This is a genomic window from Streptomyces sp. NPDC050504, assembly GCF_044458065.1.
GTDB lineage: Bacteria > Actinomycetota > Actinomycetes > Streptomycetales > Streptomycetaceae > Streptomyces.
The window spans coordinates 183,350-201,887 of the sequence record NZ_JBITHO010000005.1 but is presented as its reverse complement, the minus strand read 5'-3'; the positions used below and the strand labels follow the sequence as shown (position 1 = coordinate 201,887).

Genomic DNA, 18,538 nt, shown 5'->3' with positions numbered 1-18,538 from the left:
CCGCAGACCAGGAACCACGCAACCCTTCCCGGAGGAAACACACCCATGTCCCGTCCCGCGTACATCGACACCGCCACCGACGCCAACTTCGACGGCTCCCTCGACAAGACGTACTACGAGATGGCCCGCCGCTACATCGAGGAGGTCTGGGACAAGAACAACGCCGAGACCGAGCGCGAGCTGCTGGCCGCGAACTGGAAGGACCACATGCCGCTGCCGGGCTGCCCGCAGGGCCCCGCCGGGCACCGCGCCGCCGTCCAGCTGATGCACGACGCCTTCCCCGACCTGCGGTTCTCGCTCGACGACGTGACGATCATGGGCGACAAGGTCATCGACCGCTGGACCGCCACCGGCACCTTCCGCGGCGAGCTGTACGGCTTCCCGGGCACCGGCCGCAGGATGACGATGACCGGCCTGGACTTCCACGTCGTGCGCGACGGGAAGTTCTCCGAGCTGTGGCACGAGGAGTCCACCGCCTCGATGGTCGAGCAGTGCGGCATGGCCCCCGAGCCCGGCAGCGGCCCCGGCACCATCCTCAAGCTGACCTTCGGGAACATCCTGCACGTCGCCAAGCACAAGATCCGCAACCGCTGACCACCGGCCACCCGCAGAGCGAGGCACGCACCATGAGTCTGACGACGAGCAGCCGGCCGCGCCTGGCCCCCGGCCCCCAGGGCTACCCGGTGGTCGGCTGCGGGCCCGACCTGGTCCGCGACCTGGTCGGCACCTTCACCAGGGCCTGGCGGGAGTACGGCGACATCGTCCGCTTCCGACTGCCGGGCAAGCGCAACCTGTTCCTGATCGCGAACCCCGACTACATCAAGCACGTCCTCGACGACCGGCAGCCCAACTACCCCAAGGACCCGCTGTCGGTCGGCAAGTTCGAACCCTGGGTCGGGCAGGGCCTGTTCACCTCCAACGGCGACTTCCACTTCCGCCAGCGCAGGCTCGCCCAGCCCGCCTTCAAGGGCGCCAGGATCTCCGGCTTCGGCCCCGCGATGGTCGACGCCACCAGCGACCTGGTGCACGAGTGGCGCGGGAGGGCCTCGCGCGAGGAGACCTTCGACATCACGCCGGAGATGTTCCGGCTCGCGCTGACCATCGTCATGCAGACGCTGTTCAGCACGGACGTCAGCGACCGGGCGGGCGAGCTGGCCCGCGCGGTGCGGATCTGCAACGCGTACACCAACGTCCGCCTCCAGCGGTTCGTGGAGCTGCCGCAGTCCCTGCCGAGCAAGGCGCGCAGCCGCTTCCTGGCGGCCCGCGACACCCTCGACTCCTTCGTGTACGGGCTGATCGCGGAGCGCCGCCGCGACCCGAACCCGCCGGACGACCTGCTCACGCGCTTCCTGCGCGCGGAGGACGAGCAGACCGGCGGGCGCATGTCGGACAAGCAGCTGCGCGACGAGGTCGTCACGATGTTCCTCGGCGGGTACGAGACCACCGCGCTGTCGCTGGTGTGGGCGTTCTCGCTGCTCTCCCGCCACCCGGAGGCCGAGCGCAAGGCGCGCGCCGAGGTCGCCGAGGTGTGCGGGGACCGCGAGCCCGCCGCCTCCGACCTGCCGAAGCTGCGCTACCTGCGCGCCTTCTACCAGGAGGTGCTGCGGCTCTACCCCTCGGTGTGGACGCTCTCGCGCTCCCCGATCGAGGACGACGAGATCGGCGGGTACCACATCCCGGCCGGGTCCCAGGTGTTCATCAGCCCCTATCTGATGCACCGCCACCCCGACTACTGGGAGAACCCGGAGGGCTTCAGGCCCGAGCGGTTCGAGAAGAGCGCGACGGGCGGCGCGCCGCTCTACGCGTACGTGCCCTTCTCGCGCGGCCCGCGGCTGTGCCCCGGCTCGTCCGTGGCCGTCCTGGAGGCGCCGCTGGTGATCGCCCGCATCCTCCAGGCGTACCGGCTCACGCTCGCCGGCGGCCACGTCTGCGAGCCGACGTCGAACGTCTTCCTGTACCCGAGGGGCGGCATGCCGATGCGGCTCCAGCACTTCAAGGAGACGGGGGAGGGCGCGAAATGAAGAAGGCACAGGTCCCGCCGGGACTGAAGCGGCCGCCCGGCCCGCTCGGCCTGCCGCTGCTGGGCTCCGCGCTGGACTTCAGGCGCGACCCGCTCCGGACCTTCGTCCAGGCGTGGCGCGACCACGGCGACCTGGTGCGCTTCCGGGGGCCCGTCCCCGTGGTGCTGGTCACCCACCCCGACGACCTCAAGCGGATCCTCGCGGACAACTTCGAGAACTATCCGCACCCCGACGACTTCAACCGCAAGGTCGGGGTCTCGGTCGGCCAGGGTCTGGTCACCACCGAGGGCGAGGTCTGGCGGGCCCAGCGGCGCACGGTCGCGCCGACCTTCCGCCGCGAGCCGCTCGAGCGGTTCGCCGACGTGATGGTCGACAGCTCCCGGCGGATGCTGGAGCGCTGGGAGGTGCTCGCGCGCACCGGCGAGCCGATGGACGCGCGCACCGAGATGCAGAGCCTGACGCTGGAGATCCTGGCGCGCTGCCTGTTCAAGGCCGACTGGTCCAAGGACGCGCTGGTGCTGGGGGAGGCGGTCGCGGCGCAGCTGGAGCACATCAACGCCAAGCTGATCGCGGTCGCCGACATCCCGGAGAGGATCCCCACTCCGCGCAACCGCCGCTTCCGGGCGGCCCGCAAGGTCCTCGACGACACGGTGTACCGGCTCATCGCCGAACGCCGCAAGCTGCCCGCGGACGGCGAGGCCGAGGACCTGCTGTCCATGCTGATGCACACCCCCGACCCGGAGACGGGCCGGCTGATGACCGACGAGCAGCTGCGCGACCAGGTGATGACGCTCTTCATCGCCGGGCACGAGACGGTCGCCGCCACCCTGTCGTGGATCTGCCACCTGCTCTCCACCAGGCCCGCCGAGACCGAGCGGGCCAGGGCCGAGGTGCGGGCGGTGCTGGGGGACAGGCCGCCGACCATGGAGGACCTGCCGCAGCTGAAGTACCTCAAGCTCTTCATCCAGGAGGCGCTGCGGCTCTACCCGCCGCTGTGGCAGGTGGCGCGGATGCCGCTGAAGGACGACGTGCTCAGCGGCCACCACATCCCGGCCGGGTCCTTCCTGCTGCTCAGCACGTACATCACGCACCGCAACCCGAAGTTCTGGGACAACCCCGAGGGCTTCGACCCCGAGCGCTTCACCCGCGAGCGCTCGGCGGGCAGGCCGCGCTACGCCTACGTCCCGTACGTCGGCGGCCCGCGCAACTGCGTCGGCATGGCCTTCGCCAACATGGAGCTGACGATCGTCGTCGCCTCCCTGCTCCAGCGCTTCCACCTCGACATGGTCCCGGGCCATCCGATCGTGATGCAGCCGGACATCTCGCTGCGCGCCAAGCACGGCATCCGCATGACGCTGCGGCCCGTGCGGGAGTCGGACGCGACCGAGGGCGCGGTGGCGCCCGTACGGGCCGCGGCGGCGCCGGAGCCGGTGGCGGTGGACGGCGCGGCCACCGGCTGCCCGTTCGGCCACGGAAGCGCCCAGGAGCCGTCGCAGGAGCCCGCGGCGTCGCCGCAATAGCCGATATCCCGGGTGCGTCGCGCCGGACCGCCGTGGAGCGGTCCGGCGCGACGCGTTTTCCGCCCGGAGGGGCTGACCTGTTACTGCCAAACGCGCGCCGGTGGTACGGACGAGCGCCCTCGCTCGATTGCAGGAAGCTGCCAGCTCCCGTCGCAACCAGAGCCCCGACTGTGTACCGGACGGCCGATTGTCACGAGACCGTCCGCATGCCGGGACGTCGCGGTGGTCCAGACCCCCGGGGACCGCGATCGCCTGGTATATGCAGCTGGTTTCACCGTCGTCCCAGCTCAACCCGGGCGTACGCGGGGCCCGACCGGCCCCCGGCTCCCGGCGGCGGCATGATCAGGCCACTGACGACTCCTCAGAACCTCCGGAATGCCGCCCGGAATGGTCCCTCCGAATAAGCGGAGGAGACGATTCTGTAGCACGAAGGGTGTGGTTATGAGCCACATCGGAACGTTGACACTGTCCCTTGTGGTCACCGTATAGTTAACGCCTGTAGCGACAGAGACAGTGGTAATTGAGACGCTATTTCTTGCGTGAGCGCACAACGGGGGAAGCAATGGAAGCTCGTGCTCTGAATGAACTCGTCGACGATTGCCTGGCCGGAAACCAGGAGAGCTGGAACCAGATCGTCGACCGGTATACCCCACTGATATGGGCGATTGCCCGCGGCCACCGGCTCTCGCCGGCGGACTGCGAGGACGTCAGTCAGATGACCTGGATGCGCGTCATCCAGCACCTGGCGAAGCTGCGCGACCCGGAGAAGCTGGCGCACTGGATCTCGGTGTCGGCCCGCCGGGAAAGCCTGAAGCACATCCAGAAGGCCGGGCGCAGTACGCCCATCGAGGACCCGGAGGTGTTCGACAGGCCGCAGCCGTCGGTCAACCAGCCGGAGGAGAAGGCGCTGGAGCGCGAGGCGCGGGACGAGGTCCTGCTCGCCTACTGCTCGCTGTCGCCGAAGTGTCAGGCCCTGCTGGGCCTGTTGGTGGCGGAGCCGCCGATGTCGTACGACGAGGTCAGCGCGGCTCTGGGGCTCGCCCGTGGGTCGATCGGGCCCATCCGCGGCCGCTGCCTCAAGCATCTGGAGCGTGCGCTCGAACGCGAGGCGGGCAGGTCGGAGCAGGCCAGGGTGCTGTTCGCGGCCATCAAGGAGATGGGCCTGCGGACGTACGCGCTGGAGGGCGGGGCGGAGTTCCGCTCAGCGGCCGGGGGCAGCCCGGTGGCAGCCGGCTGACTCGGGCTCTCCCGCGTCCTCCTCGACGTCGGCCGACGTCGATTCGCTGTTCACCAGCGCTTCACTCATGAGGGCCTCATGGGCAATGAACGGAAAGAGCGCCTTCGCGTTCTCGGCGACGCTGCTCGGCGGCTGCCCGATGGCATCGCGCAGCTTGTCGAGGGCGTCGTTCGGCGTGCTCTCGGGGCTCTCTGATTCTTCCATTTCGGTCACCTCCATTTTTTAGTTCGCGGATTAACTACATGCAGGGTAAGTGAAGGCCCCACGAACGGCAATACCGCAGAGTAGGCGCGTTCGTGGGACCTTCGCTTCTTCCGTACGCCGGAATCCCGTCCCGTACGGCGTGTGACTATCCGTGTACGGCGACCCGCGCGTCCGCCCCCGCCCCCGCCGTCACCGGCACCGTCACCGGCACCGCGTCGAACGCCTTGAGCAGCCGGTCGATCCGGCGCGCCTCGCCCGCCGGGTGGCACTCCGACTCCGGCAGCGTGTTGCGCACGAAGCCGCTGAGCGTGCGGCCGGGGCCCGCCTCGACGAACGTCCCGACCTTCCTCTCGTCGATGACCTTCAGCGTGTCCGTCCACCGCACCGCGCCCGCCAGCTGCCTGCGCAGCATGTGCCGGGCCTCGGCGCCGTCCGTGACGCGGGTCGCCGTCACGTTCGCCAGCACCGGGAAGAGCGGGTCGCGGAACTCCACCCGGTCCAGCTCGGCCGTGAACTCGTCCTCCAGCGCGGCCATCAGGCTGCAGTGGAAGGGCGCGCCGACGTTGAGCGCCACCACGCGCTCGGCCCCCGCCGCCTTCGCGGCCCGCGACAGCGCCCGCACCGCGTCGGCCTCGCCCGAGACGACGTGCTGGCGCGGGTCGTTGTAGTTGGCGACCTCGACGATCCCGCCGCTCTCGGCCCGCACCTCCGCGCACAGCTCCTCGACCACGGACGTCGCCGGGCCGATGACGGCGGCCATCGCGCCGGGCGTGCGCGCGTTGACCCCGGCCATCAGCTCGCCGCGCCTGCGCACCAGCCGCAGCGCGTCCCGCCAGTCGAGCACCCCGGCGCTGACCAGCGCCGCGTACTCGCCGAGGCTGTGTCCCGCGGCGATCGACGGGGTGATGCCGTGGCCGCGCAGCACGTCCAGGACGGCGATGCTGGTGAGGAAGACGGCGGGCTGGGTGATCTCGGTGGGGACCAGGTCCTCGGCCGTGCCCTCCCAGCAGATCCGGGACAGCTCGAAGCCGAGGATCTCGTCCGCGGGCCGGTAGTAGCGGTCGACCAGTTCGGGGTGGCGCTCGACCAGGTCCCGGCCCATGCCGGGGCGCTGGGAGCCCTGCCCGGGGAAGAGGAAGGCGATCTGCTGCATGACAACTCCCTTGATGCGGAGGGCTGATGTGGAGGGCTGACGGAGTGGGGGCGGAGCGGGGGGCGGATGTGGAAGGGGCCGGCGCGTGGTCCGCGCCGGCCCCTTGCCGCTTGGTTGGCCCCGGCCGGTCACCGCAGGCTGAGGAACTTCCCCTGGTGGTAGCCGAGGGGTTCGGTGTGCGGGGCGCAGCCGGTGCCGGTGACCTCCCCGATGAACACGGTGTGGTCGCCCGCCGTGATCTGCTGGGTCACCCGGCAGTCCAGGTGGGTGTGCGCCCCGTGGAGCACCGGAGTGCCCGCGTCGCCGGTGCGGTGCGGCACTCCGGCGAAGCCCGCGGCGCCGCGCGGCCGGTCGGATGCGGCGAACCGCGACGCGAGCCCCGCCTGCTCCTGGCCCAGCACGTTCACGGTGAACACGCCGGTGGCGCCGATGACTTGGGACACGTGCGACCGGTTCCCCAGGCAGACCAGCAGCATCGGCGGGTCGAGCGAGACGGAGGTGACCGAGGAGACCGTGGTGCCGTACGGGCCTTCGGGGCCGTACGAGGTCACCACCGTCACTCCGGTGAGGAACCGGCCCATGGCGCGGCGGAACTCGGCCGCCTCGACCAGGGTGGCGGTACGGGACGTCATGGTGACCCCTCTCAGGCGGTCGGGGCGGCCGCGGTCCAGTCCACGATCGCGCCCGCGTAGATCCACTTGGTGGACTCGACGCCGACCAGCATCAGCCGGTCGCCCGGCTTGACCTTGCCCGAGCGCCAGGCGTCGTCGAGGAAGAGCGGGACGGCGGCGCAGCCGACGGCGCCCATCGTGGACAGCGAGTCGAAGACCTTGCCGTCCAGCGCCTTCCACTCGGCGGTGTCGAGGCCCAGCTCCTGGAGGGAGTCGAGCATCCAGCCGACGTTGCCCTCGGGGACCAGGCACAGGTCCACCGAGTCGACGTCCACGTTGCTGCGGCGCAGCGTGCTGCTGATCGCCTCGGTGACCATCACCGGGGTGAAGTCGCCCGCGCCGACCACGTCGACCTTCAGGTCGACCAGCCGCTTGGCCTTCAGCTGCTCGTGGATCGGGGCGTGCGTGCCGCCGCCCACCGAGTGGATGCCCGCCTTGCGGTCGCCGCCGATGGCCTCCATGGCCGCGCCGAGCAGTCCGCCCTCGCCGCCCTCCTCGGCGCGCAGCACGATCGCGCCCGCGCCGTCGCCGAACATGTAGACCGGCATGCGGTCCCGCATCCGGATCTTGTACGGGTCCTTGCCGAGGAACACCGGCGCGAGGACGGGCGAGATCGCCTCGCTGCCGATGACCAGCGCGGTCCGGTAGATCCCGGACTCCAGGTACATCCGGGCGACGTCCAGGCCCTGGACCACCCCGGCGCCGCCGGAGCGGATCTCCAGCGTGGCGCAGCGGGCCAGCCCCAGGCGCTCCTGCACCAGGTTGACCAGCGGCGGCAGCGGGAAGTCCGGGGTGCCGGTGGCGAGGACGATCAGGTCGATGTCGCCCGCTTCGAGACCTGCGGACTCCAGGGCCCGGACGGCGGCCTTGTAGGCCATGTCCGAGTTGTTCTCCCGGTGTTCACCGGTCACCGGGTCGATCATCCAGAACCGGCGCTCGATGGAGAGGCCCTCGCGGACCTCGTCGGGCAGGGGCCCGACGAGGCGCGCGATCTCCTCGGTGGAGATCGGGTCACCGGGCTGGTAGCCCCCGGTGCCGATGATCTGTATCGCGGGCTTGTTGGTCATGGAGTGCGGCTCCCTCAGCTCCCTCGGTTCCTCAGACCGCGGCGAGCGCGGCGCGGTGCTCGACCAGGCCGACCAGGTTCTCCACCGTGAACAGGCCCATGACCTGGGTGGCCTGGAGCTTGCCGGTGAGCGCGGCGGTGTCGATCTGTGGCATGACCTTCTTCAGCTGGGCCAGGCCCGCGGCCGAGACGATCTCGTTCTCGTCGCCGAACTCCTCGTCCGGGATGCCGCCCTGGACGTACGCGGCCAGCTCGGCGGCCTGGATCTTGATGCCGAGCGAGCGCTCCAGGCGGAACAGGATGTCGAGCAGGTCGATCGACTCGGCGCCGAGGTCGTCCAGCAGGGTGGCCTCGGGCACGACCTCGTCGGCTTCGGCGCCCAGGGCGTCGATGACGGCCTCGGTGACGGCGTCGACGATGGTGTTGCGGTCCATGTGATGGGTCCTCCGGGACTCGTGCGGTGGGCGTTCTTCGCCGTTCTCACAGGTCCAGATCGGGGCGGAGGGCCCGGGGATACACCTTGGTCGAGGGAGACCTCGCGACGGGGCTGCGCGGATCGTCGGAGGGGGGAGTGACGGATGTGCCGTACGCGGCGTGGTCATGTGCCGGACACGGATGCCGCAGGCGTGCCCGATTGTTCTATGCCGGTCCCTCTTTCGAGTGATGGCTTATGCGGGAAGGCGGGGAAATGCTGGATCGCGTTCCTCCCCGCCGGCCGTCGTCCGGAGCCACCACCGCGGTATGGGGTGCCTCCCGCCACGGTCCGCCGGGCCCGGCCGGCGGGGAGGGCTCACAACCGCCGCCCAGGCGGCCCCTGAGCGGCACCGGGCGCCCCGGCCTCCCCGCCGGGGCGCCCGGTCACACGCGCTACGGGGCGCCCGTCACACGCGCCTAGGACTCCCGGCCCACCGGGTGGAAGTTGACCCGCTCACGCACGACGGGGTAGCCCGCCTTCGCGAAGTTCGCGGCCATCGGGAAGTTGCCCCGGTCCGTCGCCGCGGCGATGGCCTCCGCGCCCTGCTCGACGAGGAAGTGCGTGCACTCCGCGAGGAGGTCGTACGCGTAGCCGCGGCCGCGCTGCTCGGGGTCGACCCCGATGAAGCCGATGACCGGGCCCGTGTGGTTGCGCGCCGGGATGTGGATTCCGGCGAACTCGCCCTCCGGCGTGTGCGCGACCTGCCACCACTCGCGCGGCGAGGGGCACCAGTGGAAGAAGTCGAGCTCCTCCTGCGCGGCCTGGTCGAGGCCGCCCTCCCCGATGGCCTTGAGCGCGTGCGCGTCCAGGGTCGCGGAGTGGATGCGGCGCAGCGCGTCGAAGAACACCGCGTCGTCGGGCTCGGCGCGGAAGGTCAGGCGGCCGGGCCGCTCGGGCAGCCCGCACTCGGGCGTCCAGCGGTACATGAAGCGCTCCACCAGGAGCTCGTACCCGGCCGCCCGCGCGGCGGCGAAACGGGATTCCGCGGCGGCCTTCAGAGCGTCCTGCTCCCGCCAGTCGCCGGACAGGTTGATTTCGAGTTCGACCTGCCAGGGCGCGGAGCGCAGGAGTTCGGCCCCGGCCTCCTCCTCGCCCTCGGCGACGTCGAACCAGTTGACGTTGATGGGCTCGGAGTCGTCGGGCCCGCCCCACCAGGCGCCGCGCGCGACGACCCGGCCGTCGCGCAGGGCGACGCGCTTCCAGTCGGGGCGGTGCTGGGTGAGCCGGTGGGCCTCGCGCGCGCCGAGCGGGTCGGGAAGCGCGTCGAAGAGGTGGGCGTCGTTCGTGGAAAGCGTGCGGATGACCAGATCGGTCATGGGTGGTTCCTCCGGGAAAACGTGCTGAGTGGAGCGCTCCCCGGTCAGAACTGACGCGTCACGCCGGGACACGGAAGAGGGAGCGCTGGATGGTGGTGAACTGCACGGCACTCGCCTCCTTCCGGTCGTCTCAAGGCGTGGAGCCACACGTTACGTGATCATCATCTGATCCGTCCACGGTTTTTGCGGGGCCGGGCGTCAGGCCCTCGAAAGGCCCGCCTCCCGCGCGTCGATCAGCTCGTCCCAGTGCGCCCGCGTCCACGTGCAGGCCGCGTCCAGCGGCCCGAGCAGCCCCCGGCCCAGCGGCGTCAGCGCGTACTCGACGCGGCGCTCACCGCCCCCGTACTCCTCCCGCACGACGAAGCCGTCCTGCTCCAGCCTGCGCAGCGACTGGCTCAGCGACTTGGCGGTGACGCCCCGCAGCGGCACCTTCAGCTCGGAGAAGCGGCGCGGGCCTTCCTGGAGGCAGCGCAGGATCAGCGCGGCCCACTTGTCGCCCACCCGGAACGGCACCAGGGTCGACGGACAGACCGGATCGAACATCTCGGGATCGAGGGGCGCCAGGCCGTCCCGCGGCTTCGTCATGATCCACACCGTAGGCCGGTATCCGACCGGAAACCAGCCCACTTCCTACGCTCCCGTCCATGGACACCAAGAGCAGCAGGATCGTCGTTTTCGGAGCGGGCGGACGCGTGGGCCGGGCGGCCGTGGCGGAGGCCCGGCGGCGGGGCCACGAGGTCACTGAGGCGGGCCGGGCGGACGGGCAGGTGACGGACCCGGCGGCGGTGGCGCGGCTCGCCGCCGGGCACGACGCGGCGATCGTCGCCGTGTACGACTCCGGGGCCCTCCCCGGCGAGTTCTTCCCCGCCCTTGCCCGCGCCCTCACGCGGGGCCTCCCGGAGGCCGGGGTGAAGCGGCTCGTGTACGTCGGCCTTGCGTCCGTCCTGCCCACCGCGTCCGGCGAGTTGCTGATGGACACCCCCGGATACCCGCAGGAATGGCGGGAGTTCTACGTCGGCCACGCCTCGGGCGTCGAAGCGCTGCGGTCCGCCGCGCCCGCCGCGCTGGACTGGGCGGTGCTCAGCCCGGCGGGCGACTTCGCCCCGGAGGGTTCGGAGCCGTCGGGCGGGTACGCCCCGGCCCCGGCGGAGGCGGACAGCCGCGTCACGCACCGGGACTTCGCCCGCGCGCTGGTGGACGAGGCCGTGCGCCCGACCGTGCGCCGGACCCACGTGGGGGTGGCCGCGGCATGAGCGCCGCGGTCCACGACAGCCCGAACCCCTGGGTGGCCGACCACATCCGCCGCTTCGAGGAGACCGGCGGTCGCCCCAGGCCCGGGGTGGCGGACCTGCTCCTGACCACCCGCGGCCGCAGGTCCGGCGAACTGCGCCGCACGGCGCTGGCGTACGTGAGGGACGGTGAGGCGTACGTCCTGACGGCCTCCAACGCGGGCGCGGACCGCCACCCGGCGTGGTTCCTGAACCTGGTGGCCGCCCCGGAGGTGACCCTTCAGGTCGGCGGGTCCGCCTTCCCGGCGACGGCCCGCCGGGCCACGGCGGCGGAGGCGGCGCGGCTGTGGCCGGTAGTGGTGGCGGCGATGCCCTCGTACGAGGCGTACCGCGCGGCGACGACCCGGGAGATCCCGCTGGTCCTGGTCACCCCGGCGGGCTGAGCGGGGCGCCTGCGCACGGACGAAGGTCCCGCCGCTTCGGGGAAGCGGCGGGACCTCTCCGTGCGGTACGGAGATCAGAGCACGTCGAACTCTCCGGCCTTCACGCCCGCCACGAAGGAGGCGAAGGCGTGTACGGGGAGGGTCAGGGTCGGCCCATCGGGGGATTTGGTGTCGCGTACGGGGACGGTGCCGTGTGCGGCGGCGAGGTTCGTTGCGACCTCGACGCAGTCACCGCCGTTGTCGCTGTACGAGCTGGTGAACCAGTGGGGGGTTCCGGCCGTCATGACGTTCCCTTCTTGATGCCCGTCACGAAGGAGGCGAAGGCATCAGCGGGGAAGGCCAGGGTCGGGCCGTCGGGGGACTTGCTGTCCCGTACGGGGACGGTGCCACGTGTGGCGGCGAGGTTGACTGCGACCTGCACGCAGGCGCCGCCGTTGTCGCTGTACGAGCTGGTGAACCAGCGAGGGGTTTCCGTCGTCACGAGGCTCCTTCCTTGATGCCTGTCACGAAGGAAGTGAAGGCGCCTGTAAGGAAGTTCAGGGTCGGGCCGTCGGGGGATTTGGTGTCGCGTACGGGGACGATGCCGCGTGTGGCGGTGAGGTTGACGGCGACCTGCACGCAGGCGCCGCCGTTGTTGCTGTACGAGCTGGTGAACCAGTGGGGGGTTTCGATCGTCACGGTGCTTCCTCCTTGATGCCTGTCACGAAGGACGTGAAGGCCCTGGCAGGGAAGTTCAGGGTCGGACCGTTCGGGTTCTTGGTGTCGCGTACGGGGACGACACCCTGTGAGGCGGCGAGGTTCGTGGCGACCTGCACGCAGTTGCCGCCGTTGTCGCTGTACGAGCTGGTGAACCAGCGAGGGGTTTCGATCGTCACGAAGTTCCCTTCTTGATGCCTGTCACGAAGGAAGTGAACGCGTCCGCGCGGAAGTTCAAGGTCGGGCCATTGGGGGACTTGGTGTCACGGACGGGGACCACACCGCGCGTGGCGGCGAGGTTGACGGCGACCTCGACGCAGTTGCCGCCGTTGTTGCTGTAGGAGGACTTGAACCAGTGCGGTTGTGCGGTCGTCACAATGTGCCCTTTCGTACCTGCTCGATCATGGCCACAGATGCCGCCTGCGACAGCGATTCGGCCTGCAACTGATGGTAGGCCGTCAGCATGGTCGTCACTGACGTGCATTCTCGGTCCACATTCCCCTGCGCCTGGGACTCGGCGTAACAGATCACGGACCGGTCCGGCAGCGTCAGGAGGTTGACTGGCAGGTCGAACGTGCGGCGTTCGCCGATGTCGTACGGCACCACCTGTAGCAGTGTGTTCGGCAGCGCGGCGAACTCGACCAGGCGCGCAAGCTGGGCGTCCATGACGGCTTTTCCACCCACGGTACGCCGGATACAGCTTTCGTCCATGGCCACGAACACCATGGGTGGCCGAGAACGTTGCAGTGCGGCCTGGCGTCGCGCCAGGAAATCGACACGTTCGTCTGCTTGCTCGGACGAGATGGCGCCTCGTCGCACGGCGCTGTCGGCCAGCACGCGCGCGTACTCGGGGGTCTGAAGCAGGCCAGGAATGATCCCGATCTCGAAGAGCCGAAGTTCCACGGCCTGCGCCTCGTGCTTCACGTACTCCGGGAAGCCCTCCAGCAGGCCGCTCTGGAGGAGCTTGCGGCGCTCGCGCTCGAATGTGTCTACGGTTCCGTCGATGCCGAATGCTCTGTCCGTACTACGCGAAAAACGGAGAGTCGGAGGCTTGCGACCAGTTTCCACGGCCGAGACGTGGACGCTGGAGTAGCCGATGCGGTCGGCCAGTTGCTCCTGAGTCCAGTCGCGCGCCTCCCGCAGGCTGCGCAAACGCGCGCCGAACGCTTCCTGAGGTGAGCCGTCGGGGGTTAACTCCTTGCGGTTCAAAGGCTGTTCACCGCCCCTTCCTTCTCTTCCGACAAGTTGAACGCTTCCCATCCGCGGGTCCACGCTGGACCCCCCGGTAGTCGTAGCACTACGGAGAGGAGCGGGCGTGTTCGGCGAGAACATTGACGTCGAAAGAGTGCAGTCGGCGGGCTGTCGCGAGTACCGCGCGGAAGCGGTCGCCGTGGGGCCCGTGGGCGGCGGGACCGTCCGGGTCGTGCTGGGCACGTTCCGCACCCCGTACCCGGGCCGGGCCGTGCGGTGGTTGTCCGCGCAGGCGCTGCGGGTGGCGGACGGCCTGGACCCCGACCCCGGGGTGGGCTGGCTGGCGCCGGAGCAGCGGGGCGCGCTGGTGACGAGTCCGGAGTTGGACCGGTTGCCGAGCGCCCCGGCGGCGCTGCGGGCGTGGTGCGCGGACGAGGCCGGGCGGCGGACCGCCTACGAACGGCTCCGCGAGGGGCGGCCGGTGGTGGTGGAGGCGGTGGACCACACCGGGGCGTACGTGCTGTGGGCGGTGCCGGTGGAGGCGCCGATACGGGTGCGGTACCGCCGCCGCGTACCCGCTGGGGGGCGCGTGGCGTGAGGCACGTACGGACCGTGCTGGTCGCGGCGGCGGTGTTCGCGTCGTGGGCGGTGGCCGGTTGGCTGCTGGCGACGCCCCTCGTACGCCCCTGAGACCCGAGTACCCAACGAACGCTTCGAACCCTTCGAACTCTTCCGATCGAGCTGGGAGCTTCCGTGATGCGCTGCGGTGAACGCTTCTTCTTTCCGTCCTCGCTGGTGGACCGGGCCGTGGGCCTGGCGGGCGGGGATGCCATCGCGGATGACGTCCTGGTCATAACCGAGTGCGAGTTGGCGGGGCACGAGGGGGCGGACCACGCGGCGCACGTCCTGTTTTTGCCGGGCGCTTCGGGGCGGGCGGTGTGGGTGCGGTGGCGGAAGGCGGAGTCGAGGGTGGGGGTCGCGGAGCCCTGTGGGGGCCGGGACGGGGCGGGGGGACTGTGCGAGCTGTTCGCCGAGCATCCCGGGGGCCACTTGTTCCCTCCGCCGGACGGGGAGCGGGGCGCTCCCTTCGTAACTCTTCAAGAGAACGGAAAGTTCATGGCACACGCCGACATCGACCCCGCACGTCCGCCGAGGCGCCGTATCGGCGCGGTGGTGTTGCTGCGGGACCAGGACGGGTCCGTACTGCTGGTGAAGCCGCTGTACAAGCACGCGGACAGCAAGCTGGGCTGGCAGTTGCCCGGGGGAGGGGCGCACGCAGGGGAGACGGTGGCGGCCGCGGCGGCGCGGGAGTTGTTCGAGGAGACGGGGCTGCGGCGGCACATCTCGCACGCGCTGATGATCGACCAGATCCCGGAGAGCGAGGACGGTACGAGCGCGGAGGGGTTCAACGTGGTGGTGGACGGGGGGATGCTGACGCCGGAGGAGGCGCGGGGGGTGCGGCTGCCGGAGAGCGCGGTGGGGGAACTGTCCGCGCTGCGGTGGGTGCCGATGGGAGACCTGGACGCGCACGCGCTGCCGTACCAGGCGGCGCGGATCAGGGCGGCGGCGAGGGCGTACGAGTTCGGGATGCGGCTGCCGCTGTACCGGTGCGGGGAGCCGGCGCGGGTGTAGGGGGCGACACGCTCACGGGGCCGCCGCCCCGGGGTGCTCGGCCGGGGCGGGGCCCCGCCCCCCCCGGGGGCGGTCGGGGTTCGGCACGGCCAGAACGCAGCCAACCTCCGCGTGCGCGGAGCGGACCCGCCGATCCAGAGCGGGCAGGTCAGCGTCAGCGGAACACCTCCGCGTGCGCGGAGCGGACCCTTCGCGACCTGGGGCGTTAGAGGGGCTTGGTAAATCCTTTGCCGTTTGGGCTGCTTCGGCAAGCCCGTGCTGCTGTGTGCATCGGGGCGAGATCCTGCTGCTGGTGGTGAGGGTTTTAGAGGCTAGCGGTTCTGTGGGGGCCTCGTGTTGGTCTCGGTCGTGATGTCTTCGCGTGCGGAGCGGGCCGAAGGCGGGAGCGGCCCCCGTCGGGCAGTCGGGGCCTGGCGCGCCAGCCGGAACGCCTCCGTTCGTGCGGAGGCTCCGGGCCGGGCCGTGCGGGGCCGGGGCGCAGGTCATGAGCGTCGCCCCCCCCCAAATGAGCGCTACGCGTCCCGCGTTGCCCACCATGTCGACGGTGCCGCGACCTCGTACCCCAGCGATTCGTACAGCGGCCTGCCCGCCTTCGACGCCGTCAGCGTGCACGGCAGGTCCGCCACGTGTGCCAGCGCGCCGAGCATGATCGCCCTGCCCACCCCCCGTGAGCGGAACGCCGACGACGTGGCGATCCAGTAGTGGCTGCCGATGCCCTCGTCCAGGACGCTGACGCCCGCCCCCGCGACCGCGCCGTCGAGCGACGCGATGAACACGTCCACGCCCGGCTGCTCGATCAGGGCGTCGGGGAACAACTCGCCCGGCCGGTAGGGCTCGAACCCGGTCAGCTCGAAGCCCTCGATCACGATCCGCTCGGCCGCCCGCAGGTCCTCGGGCTCCCGTACCCGGACCACGTCCAGCGCCGGTGCGGCCACGGGGCCGGGGGCGCGCAGCATGACCGGCATCTGCCAGTGGCGCAGGTCCAGGTGCGTCAGGTCGGTCGAGCTGAAGGGGTCCTCGACGTACACCTGCCCCGCCGCCCGGCGGACGACCGCGCTCAATTCGGCGACCTCGTCCGGGGAGAGGCCGGGCTCCTGGACCAGGACGCGCAGCCCCGCGCGCGCGTCGCCCTCGACCGCGACGAACCCGCGTCGCCGGATCACCTCGTGCCCCCGGCTCCGGCCGGTCGCGCTCCAGAACGCGGCGGAGTTGCGGGCCTGCATCCGCAGCGCGTCGGCGGCGGTCGCGGTGGCCGGGGGCTGCCCGGGTGAAGTCGATCTTGGCGTCATTGCGCCCACGGTAATGCGGAACCGGCCTGCTGCACAGGCCGGTTCCCGGGGTTCTCGTACAGCCGGAGCGGCTAGTAGTCGCCGGGGAGGTACTTCCAGCAGTAGCCGGGGCCCCCGGAGTAGGTGCCGTTGTAGTAGTCGTCGGTGTACGCGAGCAGGAGGTGGCCGGTCCAGGGGCCGACGACGCCGTCGTCGATGCTGTTCCAGCGGCGTTGGTACCAGCGGACGGTGGCCTCGGTCTTCGGGCCCCAGACGCCGTCCTCGGGGATCGTCCCGTAGGGGGGATCGGAGGGGTACCCGGCGTTCTTGATGTACCAGTTGAGGTCGTGCTGGACGCACCACACGGCCGGACCGGACGTGACGCGTCCGTAGCCGATGTTGGGCGCGCTGGGGTTGGCCGACGCGGTGCCGGCGGTGCCCAGGAGCGCGGCGCCCGCGAGGGCGAAGGCCGCCGCGCCCTTGGCGAGCTTGGACGTGATGCGCATGTGCTTCCTCAGCATCCGTAGGTGATGTTGATCGCCACGACCGGGTTGCCCAGGCCCCAGACGCCGCCCGGCCTCAGCTGCACGACGTCACCGCTGGAGAAGTAGATCCACGCGCAGTCGTCGTTGCGGGAGTTCTCGATGTGCGTCGCCGTCCGGGTCTTCGAGCCCGTGATCTGGTATCCGGTGTCCTTGTACATCGTCAGGATCCGGCCGCTGTTGTCCGTGAAGCAGACGTAGGGCCAGGGGCAGGTGTCGGCGGCCGCGGCGGGCGTGGCGGTGACGGTGGAGAGGCCCGTCGCCGCGAGCGCTCCGGCGAGGGTGACGGCGAGGTTCCTGAGGCGCTTGTTCATGAAGGGCTTGTTCATGAAGGGCTTTGCTCCTGAAGGCTTGGCGAGGTCGGTCGTCGGCGGTCCGCCGGGAAACCCGGGCAGGGGCGCGGTCAGCAGCCGTAGGTGATGTTGATCGCTACGACGGGGTTGCCCAGGGCGGAGAACTCGCCCGGCTCGATCTTCGAGGTCCAGCCGTTCTGGAAGCGGATGTACGCGCAGTCCTCGTTGCGGGCGTTCTGGACGAAGACCGCCGACCGGGTCTTCGCGCTCGTCGTCTGGTTTCCGGTGTCCTTGTACATCGTCAGGAGCCGTCCGTTGCCGTCGAAGAAGCAGACGTAGGGCCAGGGGCAGGGGTCGGCGGCTGCGGCGGGGGTGGCGGTGACGGTGGAGAGGCCCGTCGCGGCGAGTGCTCCGGCGAGGGTGACGGCGAGGTTCCTGAGACGCTTGTTCATGAAGGGTTCTGTTCCTGAGAGGGCTGGGTGGTTTCCGGTCGTTGGCGGTGGTCGCTCTGCTGGTGTGCGCCAACAACTCACCAACAGGGGTTTCCCGGCGGGGGCGGTCGGCCGGGAAACCCGGGCAAGGGCACGATCAGGGGCAGCCGTAGGTGATGTTGAGCGCCACGACGGGCTCACTCGTGGAGAAGCTGGTCCCCGGTGGCAGTACCCAGAAAGAACCGCCCGAGAGGTAGATGCCCACACAGTCCTCGCGGCGGGCGTTGTACACGAGTTTCGCCGTCCGGGTCTTCGCGCTCGTGGTCTGGTATCCGGTGTCCTTGTACATCGTCAGGATTCCTCCGCCGGATGCCGCGAAGCACACGTAGGGCCAAGGGCAACCGTCGGCTGCGGCGGGGGTGGCGGTGACGGTGGAGAGGCCCGTCGCGGCGAGTGCTCCGGCGAGGGTGACGGCGAGGTTCCTGAGACGCTTGTTCATGAAGGGTTCTGTTTCTGAGAGGGCTGGGTGGTTTCCGGTCGTTGGCGGTGGTCACTCTGCCGGTGTGCGCCAACAACTCACCAACAGGGGTTTCCCGGCAGGGGGCGGCCCGCCGGGAAACCCGTGCCGGAGCGCGTGGCGCCGGTGGGCGTCAGAGCTGGCTGCAGATCGCGCCGCCGTTGGAGTACCAGCGCCAGGAGACGGCGTTGCGGGTGTTGGGCCCGTAGACCCCGTCGACCTTCTGGCCGGTCCTGCTCTGCAGCCACCGCACGGCCGACTCGGTCTTGGAGCCGTAGATGCCGTCGATCGCGCCGACGTCGAGGCCGTAGCAGATGGCCAGGGCACGCTGGAGTTCACTGACGCCGTCGTTGTTGGCCCCCCGGGACATGATGCAGCTGGTGGATCCGCCGCCGGTCGTGGGCACGAAGGTCCAGTACCCGCCCCGGCTGACCCCGGTGGTCGAGGTGCAGGTGCCGTCGGCCGCCGAGGCGGTGGGAGCGCCGGCCAGGATGCCTCCGACGGCGGCCGCGAGAGTGGTCAGAACGGTCAGGGTTCGCTTCACGTGCGTGTTCTCCGTACGTATTCAAAGGGGACGTCGTGGGCAGGGCGGGGCGGCGGCCGGACCGATGTGGCCGCGTGCCCCGGTTCGCC

At 70.7% G+C, this 18,538-nt stretch carries 27 protein-coding genes; 8 read left to right on the top strand and 19 right to left on the bottom strand.

The features are described from left to right. The first annotated feature begins 45 nt into the window (after positions 1-45). The 4 genes from ACIBNE_RS19850 (at position 46) to ACIBNE_RS19835 (ending at position 4,778) form a co-directional block, all read left to right on the top strand. Positions 46-594 carry an ester cyclase gene (locus tag ACIBNE_RS19850; RefSeq protein WP_399273246.1) on the top strand — a complete coding sequence of 183 codons (549 nt, stop codon included), beginning with the start codon at positions 46-48 and terminating at the stop codon, positions 592-594. Positions 595-626: 32 nt separating this feature from the next. Next, entirely contained in the window at positions 627-2,021 is a 1,395-nt protein-coding gene (locus ACIBNE_RS19845; RefSeq protein WP_399273244.1) for a cytochrome P450, read from the top strand. Continuing rightward, complete coding sequence (locus ACIBNE_RS19840) at positions 2,018-3,541, top strand: cytochrome P450 (RefSeq protein WP_399273242.1); 1,524 nt, start codon at positions 2,018-2,020, stop codon at positions 3,539-3,541. The genes ACIBNE_RS19845 and ACIBNE_RS19840 overlap by 4 nt, the downstream gene beginning before the upstream one ends. A gap of 562 nt (positions 3,542-4,103) precedes the next feature. Then, entirely contained in the window at positions 4,104-4,778 is a 675-nt protein-coding gene (locus ACIBNE_RS19835) for an RNA polymerase sigma factor (RefSeq protein WP_399273240.1), read from the top strand. Here ACIBNE_RS19835 and ACIBNE_RS19830 read toward each other — a convergent pair. From ACIBNE_RS19830 to ACIBNE_RS19800, 7 genes are all read right to left on the bottom strand, one after another. Beyond that, complete coding sequence (locus tag ACIBNE_RS19830; RefSeq protein ID WP_399273238.1) at positions 4,743-4,991, bottom strand: hypothetical protein; 249 nt, start codon at positions 4,989-4,991, stop codon at positions 4,743-4,745. The genes ACIBNE_RS19835 and ACIBNE_RS19830 overlap by 36 nt on opposite strands. 136 nt (positions 4,992-5,127) lie before the next feature. After that, the gene (gene fabD, locus ACIBNE_RS19825) at positions 5,128-6,135 is read right to left on the bottom strand and encodes an ACP S-malonyltransferase (RefSeq protein WP_399273237.1); all 1,008 of its coding nucleotides are present in this window, start codon (positions 6,133-6,135) and stop codon (positions 5,128-5,130) included. A 128-nt stretch (positions 6,136-6,263) separates the two neighbouring features. Further along, a complete protein-coding gene (locus ACIBNE_RS19820) occupies positions 6,264-6,767 on the bottom strand; it encodes a flavin reductase family protein (protein ID WP_399273235.1) in 504 nt (167 codons plus the stop codon). A gap of 11 nt (positions 6,768-6,778) precedes the next feature. Continuing rightward, complete coding sequence (locus tag ACIBNE_RS19815) at positions 6,779-7,873, bottom strand: 3-oxoacyl-ACP synthase III family protein (RefSeq protein ID WP_399273233.1); 1,095 nt, start codon at positions 7,871-7,873, stop codon at positions 6,779-6,781. Positions 7,874-7,904: 31 nt separating this feature from the next. Beyond that, on the bottom strand, positions 7,905-8,306 hold the full coding sequence (locus tag ACIBNE_RS19810; RefSeq protein WP_399273231.1) for an acyl carrier protein: 402 nt from the start codon (positions 8,304-8,306) through the stop codon (positions 7,905-7,907). A gap of 457 nt (positions 8,307-8,763) precedes the next feature. Next, on the bottom strand, positions 8,764-9,663 hold the full coding sequence (locus ACIBNE_RS19805) for a GNAT family N-acetyltransferase (RefSeq protein WP_399273229.1): 900 nt from the start codon (positions 9,661-9,663) through the stop codon (positions 8,764-8,766). A 198-nt stretch (positions 9,664-9,861) separates the two neighbouring features. Further along, positions 9,862-10,248 (bottom strand): winged helix-turn-helix transcriptional regulator, encoded by a 387-nt coding sequence (locus tag ACIBNE_RS19800; RefSeq protein WP_399273227.1) that lies wholly within the window; start codon positions 10,246-10,248, stop codon positions 9,862-9,864. 59 nt (positions 10,249-10,307) lie between these two features. Here ACIBNE_RS19800 and ACIBNE_RS19795 point away from each other — a divergent pair, with 59 nt between their 5' ends. Then, a complete protein-coding gene (locus ACIBNE_RS19795; protein WP_399273225.1) occupies positions 10,308-10,916 on the top strand; it encodes an NAD(P)-dependent oxidoreductase in 609 nt (202 codons plus the stop codon). Continuing rightward, positions 10,913-11,335 (top strand): nitroreductase/quinone reductase family protein, encoded by a 423-nt coding sequence (locus ACIBNE_RS19790; RefSeq protein WP_399273223.1) that lies wholly within the window; start codon positions 10,913-10,915, stop codon positions 11,333-11,335. The genes ACIBNE_RS19795 and ACIBNE_RS19790 overlap by 4 nt, the downstream gene beginning before the upstream one ends. Before the next feature lie 74 nt (positions 11,336-11,409). On the opposite strand, the gene ACIBNE_RS19785 is transcribed toward ACIBNE_RS19790, so the two are convergent. From ACIBNE_RS19785 to ACIBNE_RS19760, 6 genes are read right to left on the bottom strand one after another with little or no spacing between them, the layout of a single operon-like run. After that, positions 11,410-11,619 carry a DUF397 domain-containing protein gene (locus ACIBNE_RS19785; protein WP_399273221.1) on the bottom strand — a complete coding sequence of 70 codons (210 nt, stop codon included), beginning with the start codon at positions 11,617-11,619 and terminating at the stop codon, positions 11,410-11,412. Further along, entirely contained in the window at positions 11,616-11,816 is a 201-nt protein-coding gene (locus ACIBNE_RS19780) for a DUF397 domain-containing protein (protein ID WP_399273219.1), read from the bottom strand. Before ACIBNE_RS19780 ends, ACIBNE_RS19785 begins: the two co-directional genes overlap by 4 nt. Further along, positions 11,813-12,013, bottom strand: coding sequence for a DUF397 domain-containing protein (locus tag ACIBNE_RS19775; RefSeq protein ID WP_399273218.1), 201 nt, complete (start codon positions 12,011-12,013; stop codon positions 11,813-11,815). Before ACIBNE_RS19775 ends, ACIBNE_RS19780 begins: the two co-directional genes overlap by 4 nt. Further along, positions 12,010-12,210 (bottom strand): DUF397 domain-containing protein, encoded by a 201-nt coding sequence (locus ACIBNE_RS19770; protein WP_399273216.1) that lies wholly within the window; start codon positions 12,208-12,210, stop codon positions 12,010-12,012. Before ACIBNE_RS19770 ends, ACIBNE_RS19775 begins: the two co-directional genes overlap by 4 nt. Next, the gene (locus ACIBNE_RS19765) at positions 12,207-12,407 is read right to left on the bottom strand and encodes a DUF397 domain-containing protein (RefSeq protein ID WP_399273214.1); all 201 of its coding nucleotides are present in this window, start codon (positions 12,405-12,407) and stop codon (positions 12,207-12,209) included. The genes ACIBNE_RS19770 and ACIBNE_RS19765 overlap by 4 nt, the downstream gene beginning before the upstream one ends. Further along, complete coding sequence (locus ACIBNE_RS19760; RefSeq protein WP_399273212.1) at positions 12,404-13,240, bottom strand: helix-turn-helix domain-containing protein; 837 nt, start codon at positions 13,238-13,240, stop codon at positions 12,404-12,406. Before ACIBNE_RS19760 ends, ACIBNE_RS19765 begins: the two co-directional genes overlap by 4 nt. 106 nt (positions 13,241-13,346) lie before the next feature. Between ACIBNE_RS19760 and ACIBNE_RS19755 the strand changes: the two genes are divergently transcribed. Both ACIBNE_RS19755 and ACIBNE_RS19750 read left to right on the top strand, forming a co-directional pair. Beyond that, positions 13,347-13,820, top strand: coding sequence for a hypothetical protein (locus ACIBNE_RS19755; RefSeq protein ID WP_399273210.1), 474 nt, complete (start codon positions 13,347-13,349; stop codon positions 13,818-13,820). Between the two features lie 518 nt (positions 13,821-14,338). Beyond that, on the top strand, positions 14,339-14,854 hold the full coding sequence (locus ACIBNE_RS19750) for an NUDIX domain-containing protein (RefSeq protein WP_399273208.1): 516 nt from the start codon (positions 14,339-14,341) through the stop codon (positions 14,852-14,854). Positions 14,855-15,366: 512 nt separating this feature from the next. Here the strand turns inward: ACIBNE_RS19750 and ACIBNE_RS19745 are convergent. The 6 genes from ACIBNE_RS19745 to ACIBNE_RS19720 all read right to left on the bottom strand — a co-directional run bounded on the left by ACIBNE_RS19745 (position 15,367) and on the right by ACIBNE_RS19720 (position 18,449). Beyond that, positions 15,367-16,143, bottom strand: coding sequence for a GNAT family N-acetyltransferase (locus ACIBNE_RS19745; RefSeq protein WP_399273206.1), 777 nt, complete (start codon positions 16,141-16,143; stop codon positions 15,367-15,369). Positions 16,144-16,214: 71 nt separating this feature from the next. Beyond that, the gene (locus ACIBNE_RS19740) at positions 16,215-16,628 is read right to left on the bottom strand and encodes a peptidoglycan-binding protein (RefSeq protein ID WP_399273203.1); all 414 of its coding nucleotides are present in this window, start codon (positions 16,626-16,628) and stop codon (positions 16,215-16,217) included. Positions 16,629-16,636: 8 nt separating this feature from the next. After that, the gene (locus ACIBNE_RS19735; RefSeq protein WP_399273201.1) at positions 16,637-16,993 is read right to left on the bottom strand and encodes a hypothetical protein; all 357 of its coding nucleotides are present in this window, start codon (positions 16,991-16,993) and stop codon (positions 16,637-16,639) included. Between the two features lie 74 nt (positions 16,994-17,067). Next, positions 17,068-17,409 (bottom strand): hypothetical protein, encoded by a 342-nt coding sequence (locus ACIBNE_RS19730; RefSeq protein ID WP_399273199.1) that lies wholly within the window; start codon positions 17,407-17,409, stop codon positions 17,068-17,070. Positions 17,410-17,545: 136 nt separating this feature from the next. After that, a complete protein-coding gene (locus ACIBNE_RS19725; protein ID WP_399273197.1) occupies positions 17,546-17,887 on the bottom strand; it encodes a hypothetical protein in 342 nt (113 codons plus the stop codon). A gap of 151 nt (positions 17,888-18,038) precedes the next feature. After that, positions 18,039-18,449 (bottom strand): peptidoglycan-binding protein, encoded by a 411-nt coding sequence (locus tag ACIBNE_RS19720; RefSeq protein WP_399273196.1) that lies wholly within the window; start codon positions 18,447-18,449, stop codon positions 18,039-18,041. Positions 18,450-18,538 lie beyond the last annotated feature (89 nt).

What these genes read in the sequence shown, in the direction of transcription:
- ACIBNE_RS19850 (WP_399273246.1), top strand. Translation starts at nt 46, where the DNA reads ATGTCCCGTCCCGCGTACATCGACACCGCCACCGACGCCAACTTCGAC.
- ACIBNE_RS19745 (WP_399273206.1), bottom strand. Translation starts at nt 16,143, where the DNA reads ATGACGCCAAGATCGACTTCACCCGGGCAGCCCCCGGCCACCGCGACC.
- ACIBNE_RS19785 (WP_399273221.1), bottom strand. Translation starts at nt 11,619, where the DNA reads ATGACGGCCGGAACCCCCCACTGGTTCACCAGCTCGTACAGCGACAAC.
- ACIBNE_RS19735 (WP_399273201.1), bottom strand. Translation starts at nt 16,993, where the DNA reads ATGAACAAGCCCTTCATGAACAAGCGCCTCAGGAACCTCGCCGTCACC.
- ACIBNE_RS19810 (WP_399273231.1), bottom strand. Translation starts at nt 8,306, where the DNA reads ATGGACCGCAACACCATCGTCGACGCCGTCACCGAGGCCGTCATCGAC.
- ACIBNE_RS19800 (WP_399273227.1), bottom strand. Translation starts at nt 10,248, where the DNA reads ATGACGAAGCCGCGGGACGGCCTGGCGCCCCTCGATCCCGAGATGTTC.
- ACIBNE_RS19730 (WP_399273199.1), bottom strand. Translation starts at nt 17,409, where the DNA reads ATGAACAAGCGTCTCAGGAACCTCGCCGTCACCCTCGCCGGAGCACTC.
- ACIBNE_RS19725 (WP_399273197.1), bottom strand. Translation starts at nt 17,887, where the DNA reads ATGAACAAGCGTCTCAGGAACCTCGCCGTCACCCTCGCCGGAGCACTC.
- ACIBNE_RS19740 (WP_399273203.1), bottom strand. Translation starts at nt 16,628, where the DNA reads ATGCGCATCACGTCCAAGCTCGCCAAGGGCGCGGCGGCCTTCGCCCTC.
- ACIBNE_RS19815 (WP_399273233.1), bottom strand. Translation starts at nt 7,873, where the DNA reads ATGACCAACAAGCCCGCGATACAGATCATCGGCACCGGGGGCTACCAG.
- ACIBNE_RS19790 (WP_399273223.1), top strand. Translation starts at nt 10,913, where the DNA reads ATGAGCGCCGCGGTCCACGACAGCCCGAACCCCTGGGTGGCCGACCAC.
- ACIBNE_RS19845 (WP_399273244.1), top strand. Translation starts at nt 627, where the DNA reads ATGAGTCTGACGACGAGCAGCCGGCCGCGCCTGGCCCCCGGCCCCCAG.
- ACIBNE_RS19750 (WP_399273208.1), top strand. Translation starts at nt 14,339, where the DNA reads ATGGCACACGCCGACATCGACCCCGCACGTCCGCCGAGGCGCCGTATC.
- fabD (WP_399273237.1), bottom strand. Translation starts at nt 6,135, where the DNA reads ATGCAGCAGATCGCCTTCCTCTTCCCCGGGCAGGGCTCCCAGCGCCCC.
- ACIBNE_RS19840 (WP_399273242.1), top strand. Translation starts at nt 2,018, where the DNA reads ATGAAGAAGGCACAGGTCCCGCCGGGACTGAAGCGGCCGCCCGGCCCG.
- ACIBNE_RS19795 (WP_399273225.1), top strand. Translation starts at nt 10,308, where the DNA reads ATGGACACCAAGAGCAGCAGGATCGTCGTTTTCGGAGCGGGCGGACGC.
- ACIBNE_RS19835 (WP_399273240.1), top strand. Translation starts at nt 4,104, where the DNA reads ATGGAAGCTCGTGCTCTGAATGAACTCGTCGACGATTGCCTGGCCGGA.
- ACIBNE_RS19805 (WP_399273229.1), bottom strand. Translation starts at nt 9,663, where the DNA reads ATGACCGATCTGGTCATCCGCACGCTTTCCACGAACGACGCCCACCTC.
- ACIBNE_RS19820 (WP_399273235.1), bottom strand. Translation starts at nt 6,767, where the DNA reads ATGACGTCCCGTACCGCCACCCTGGTCGAGGCGGCCGAGTTCCGCCGC.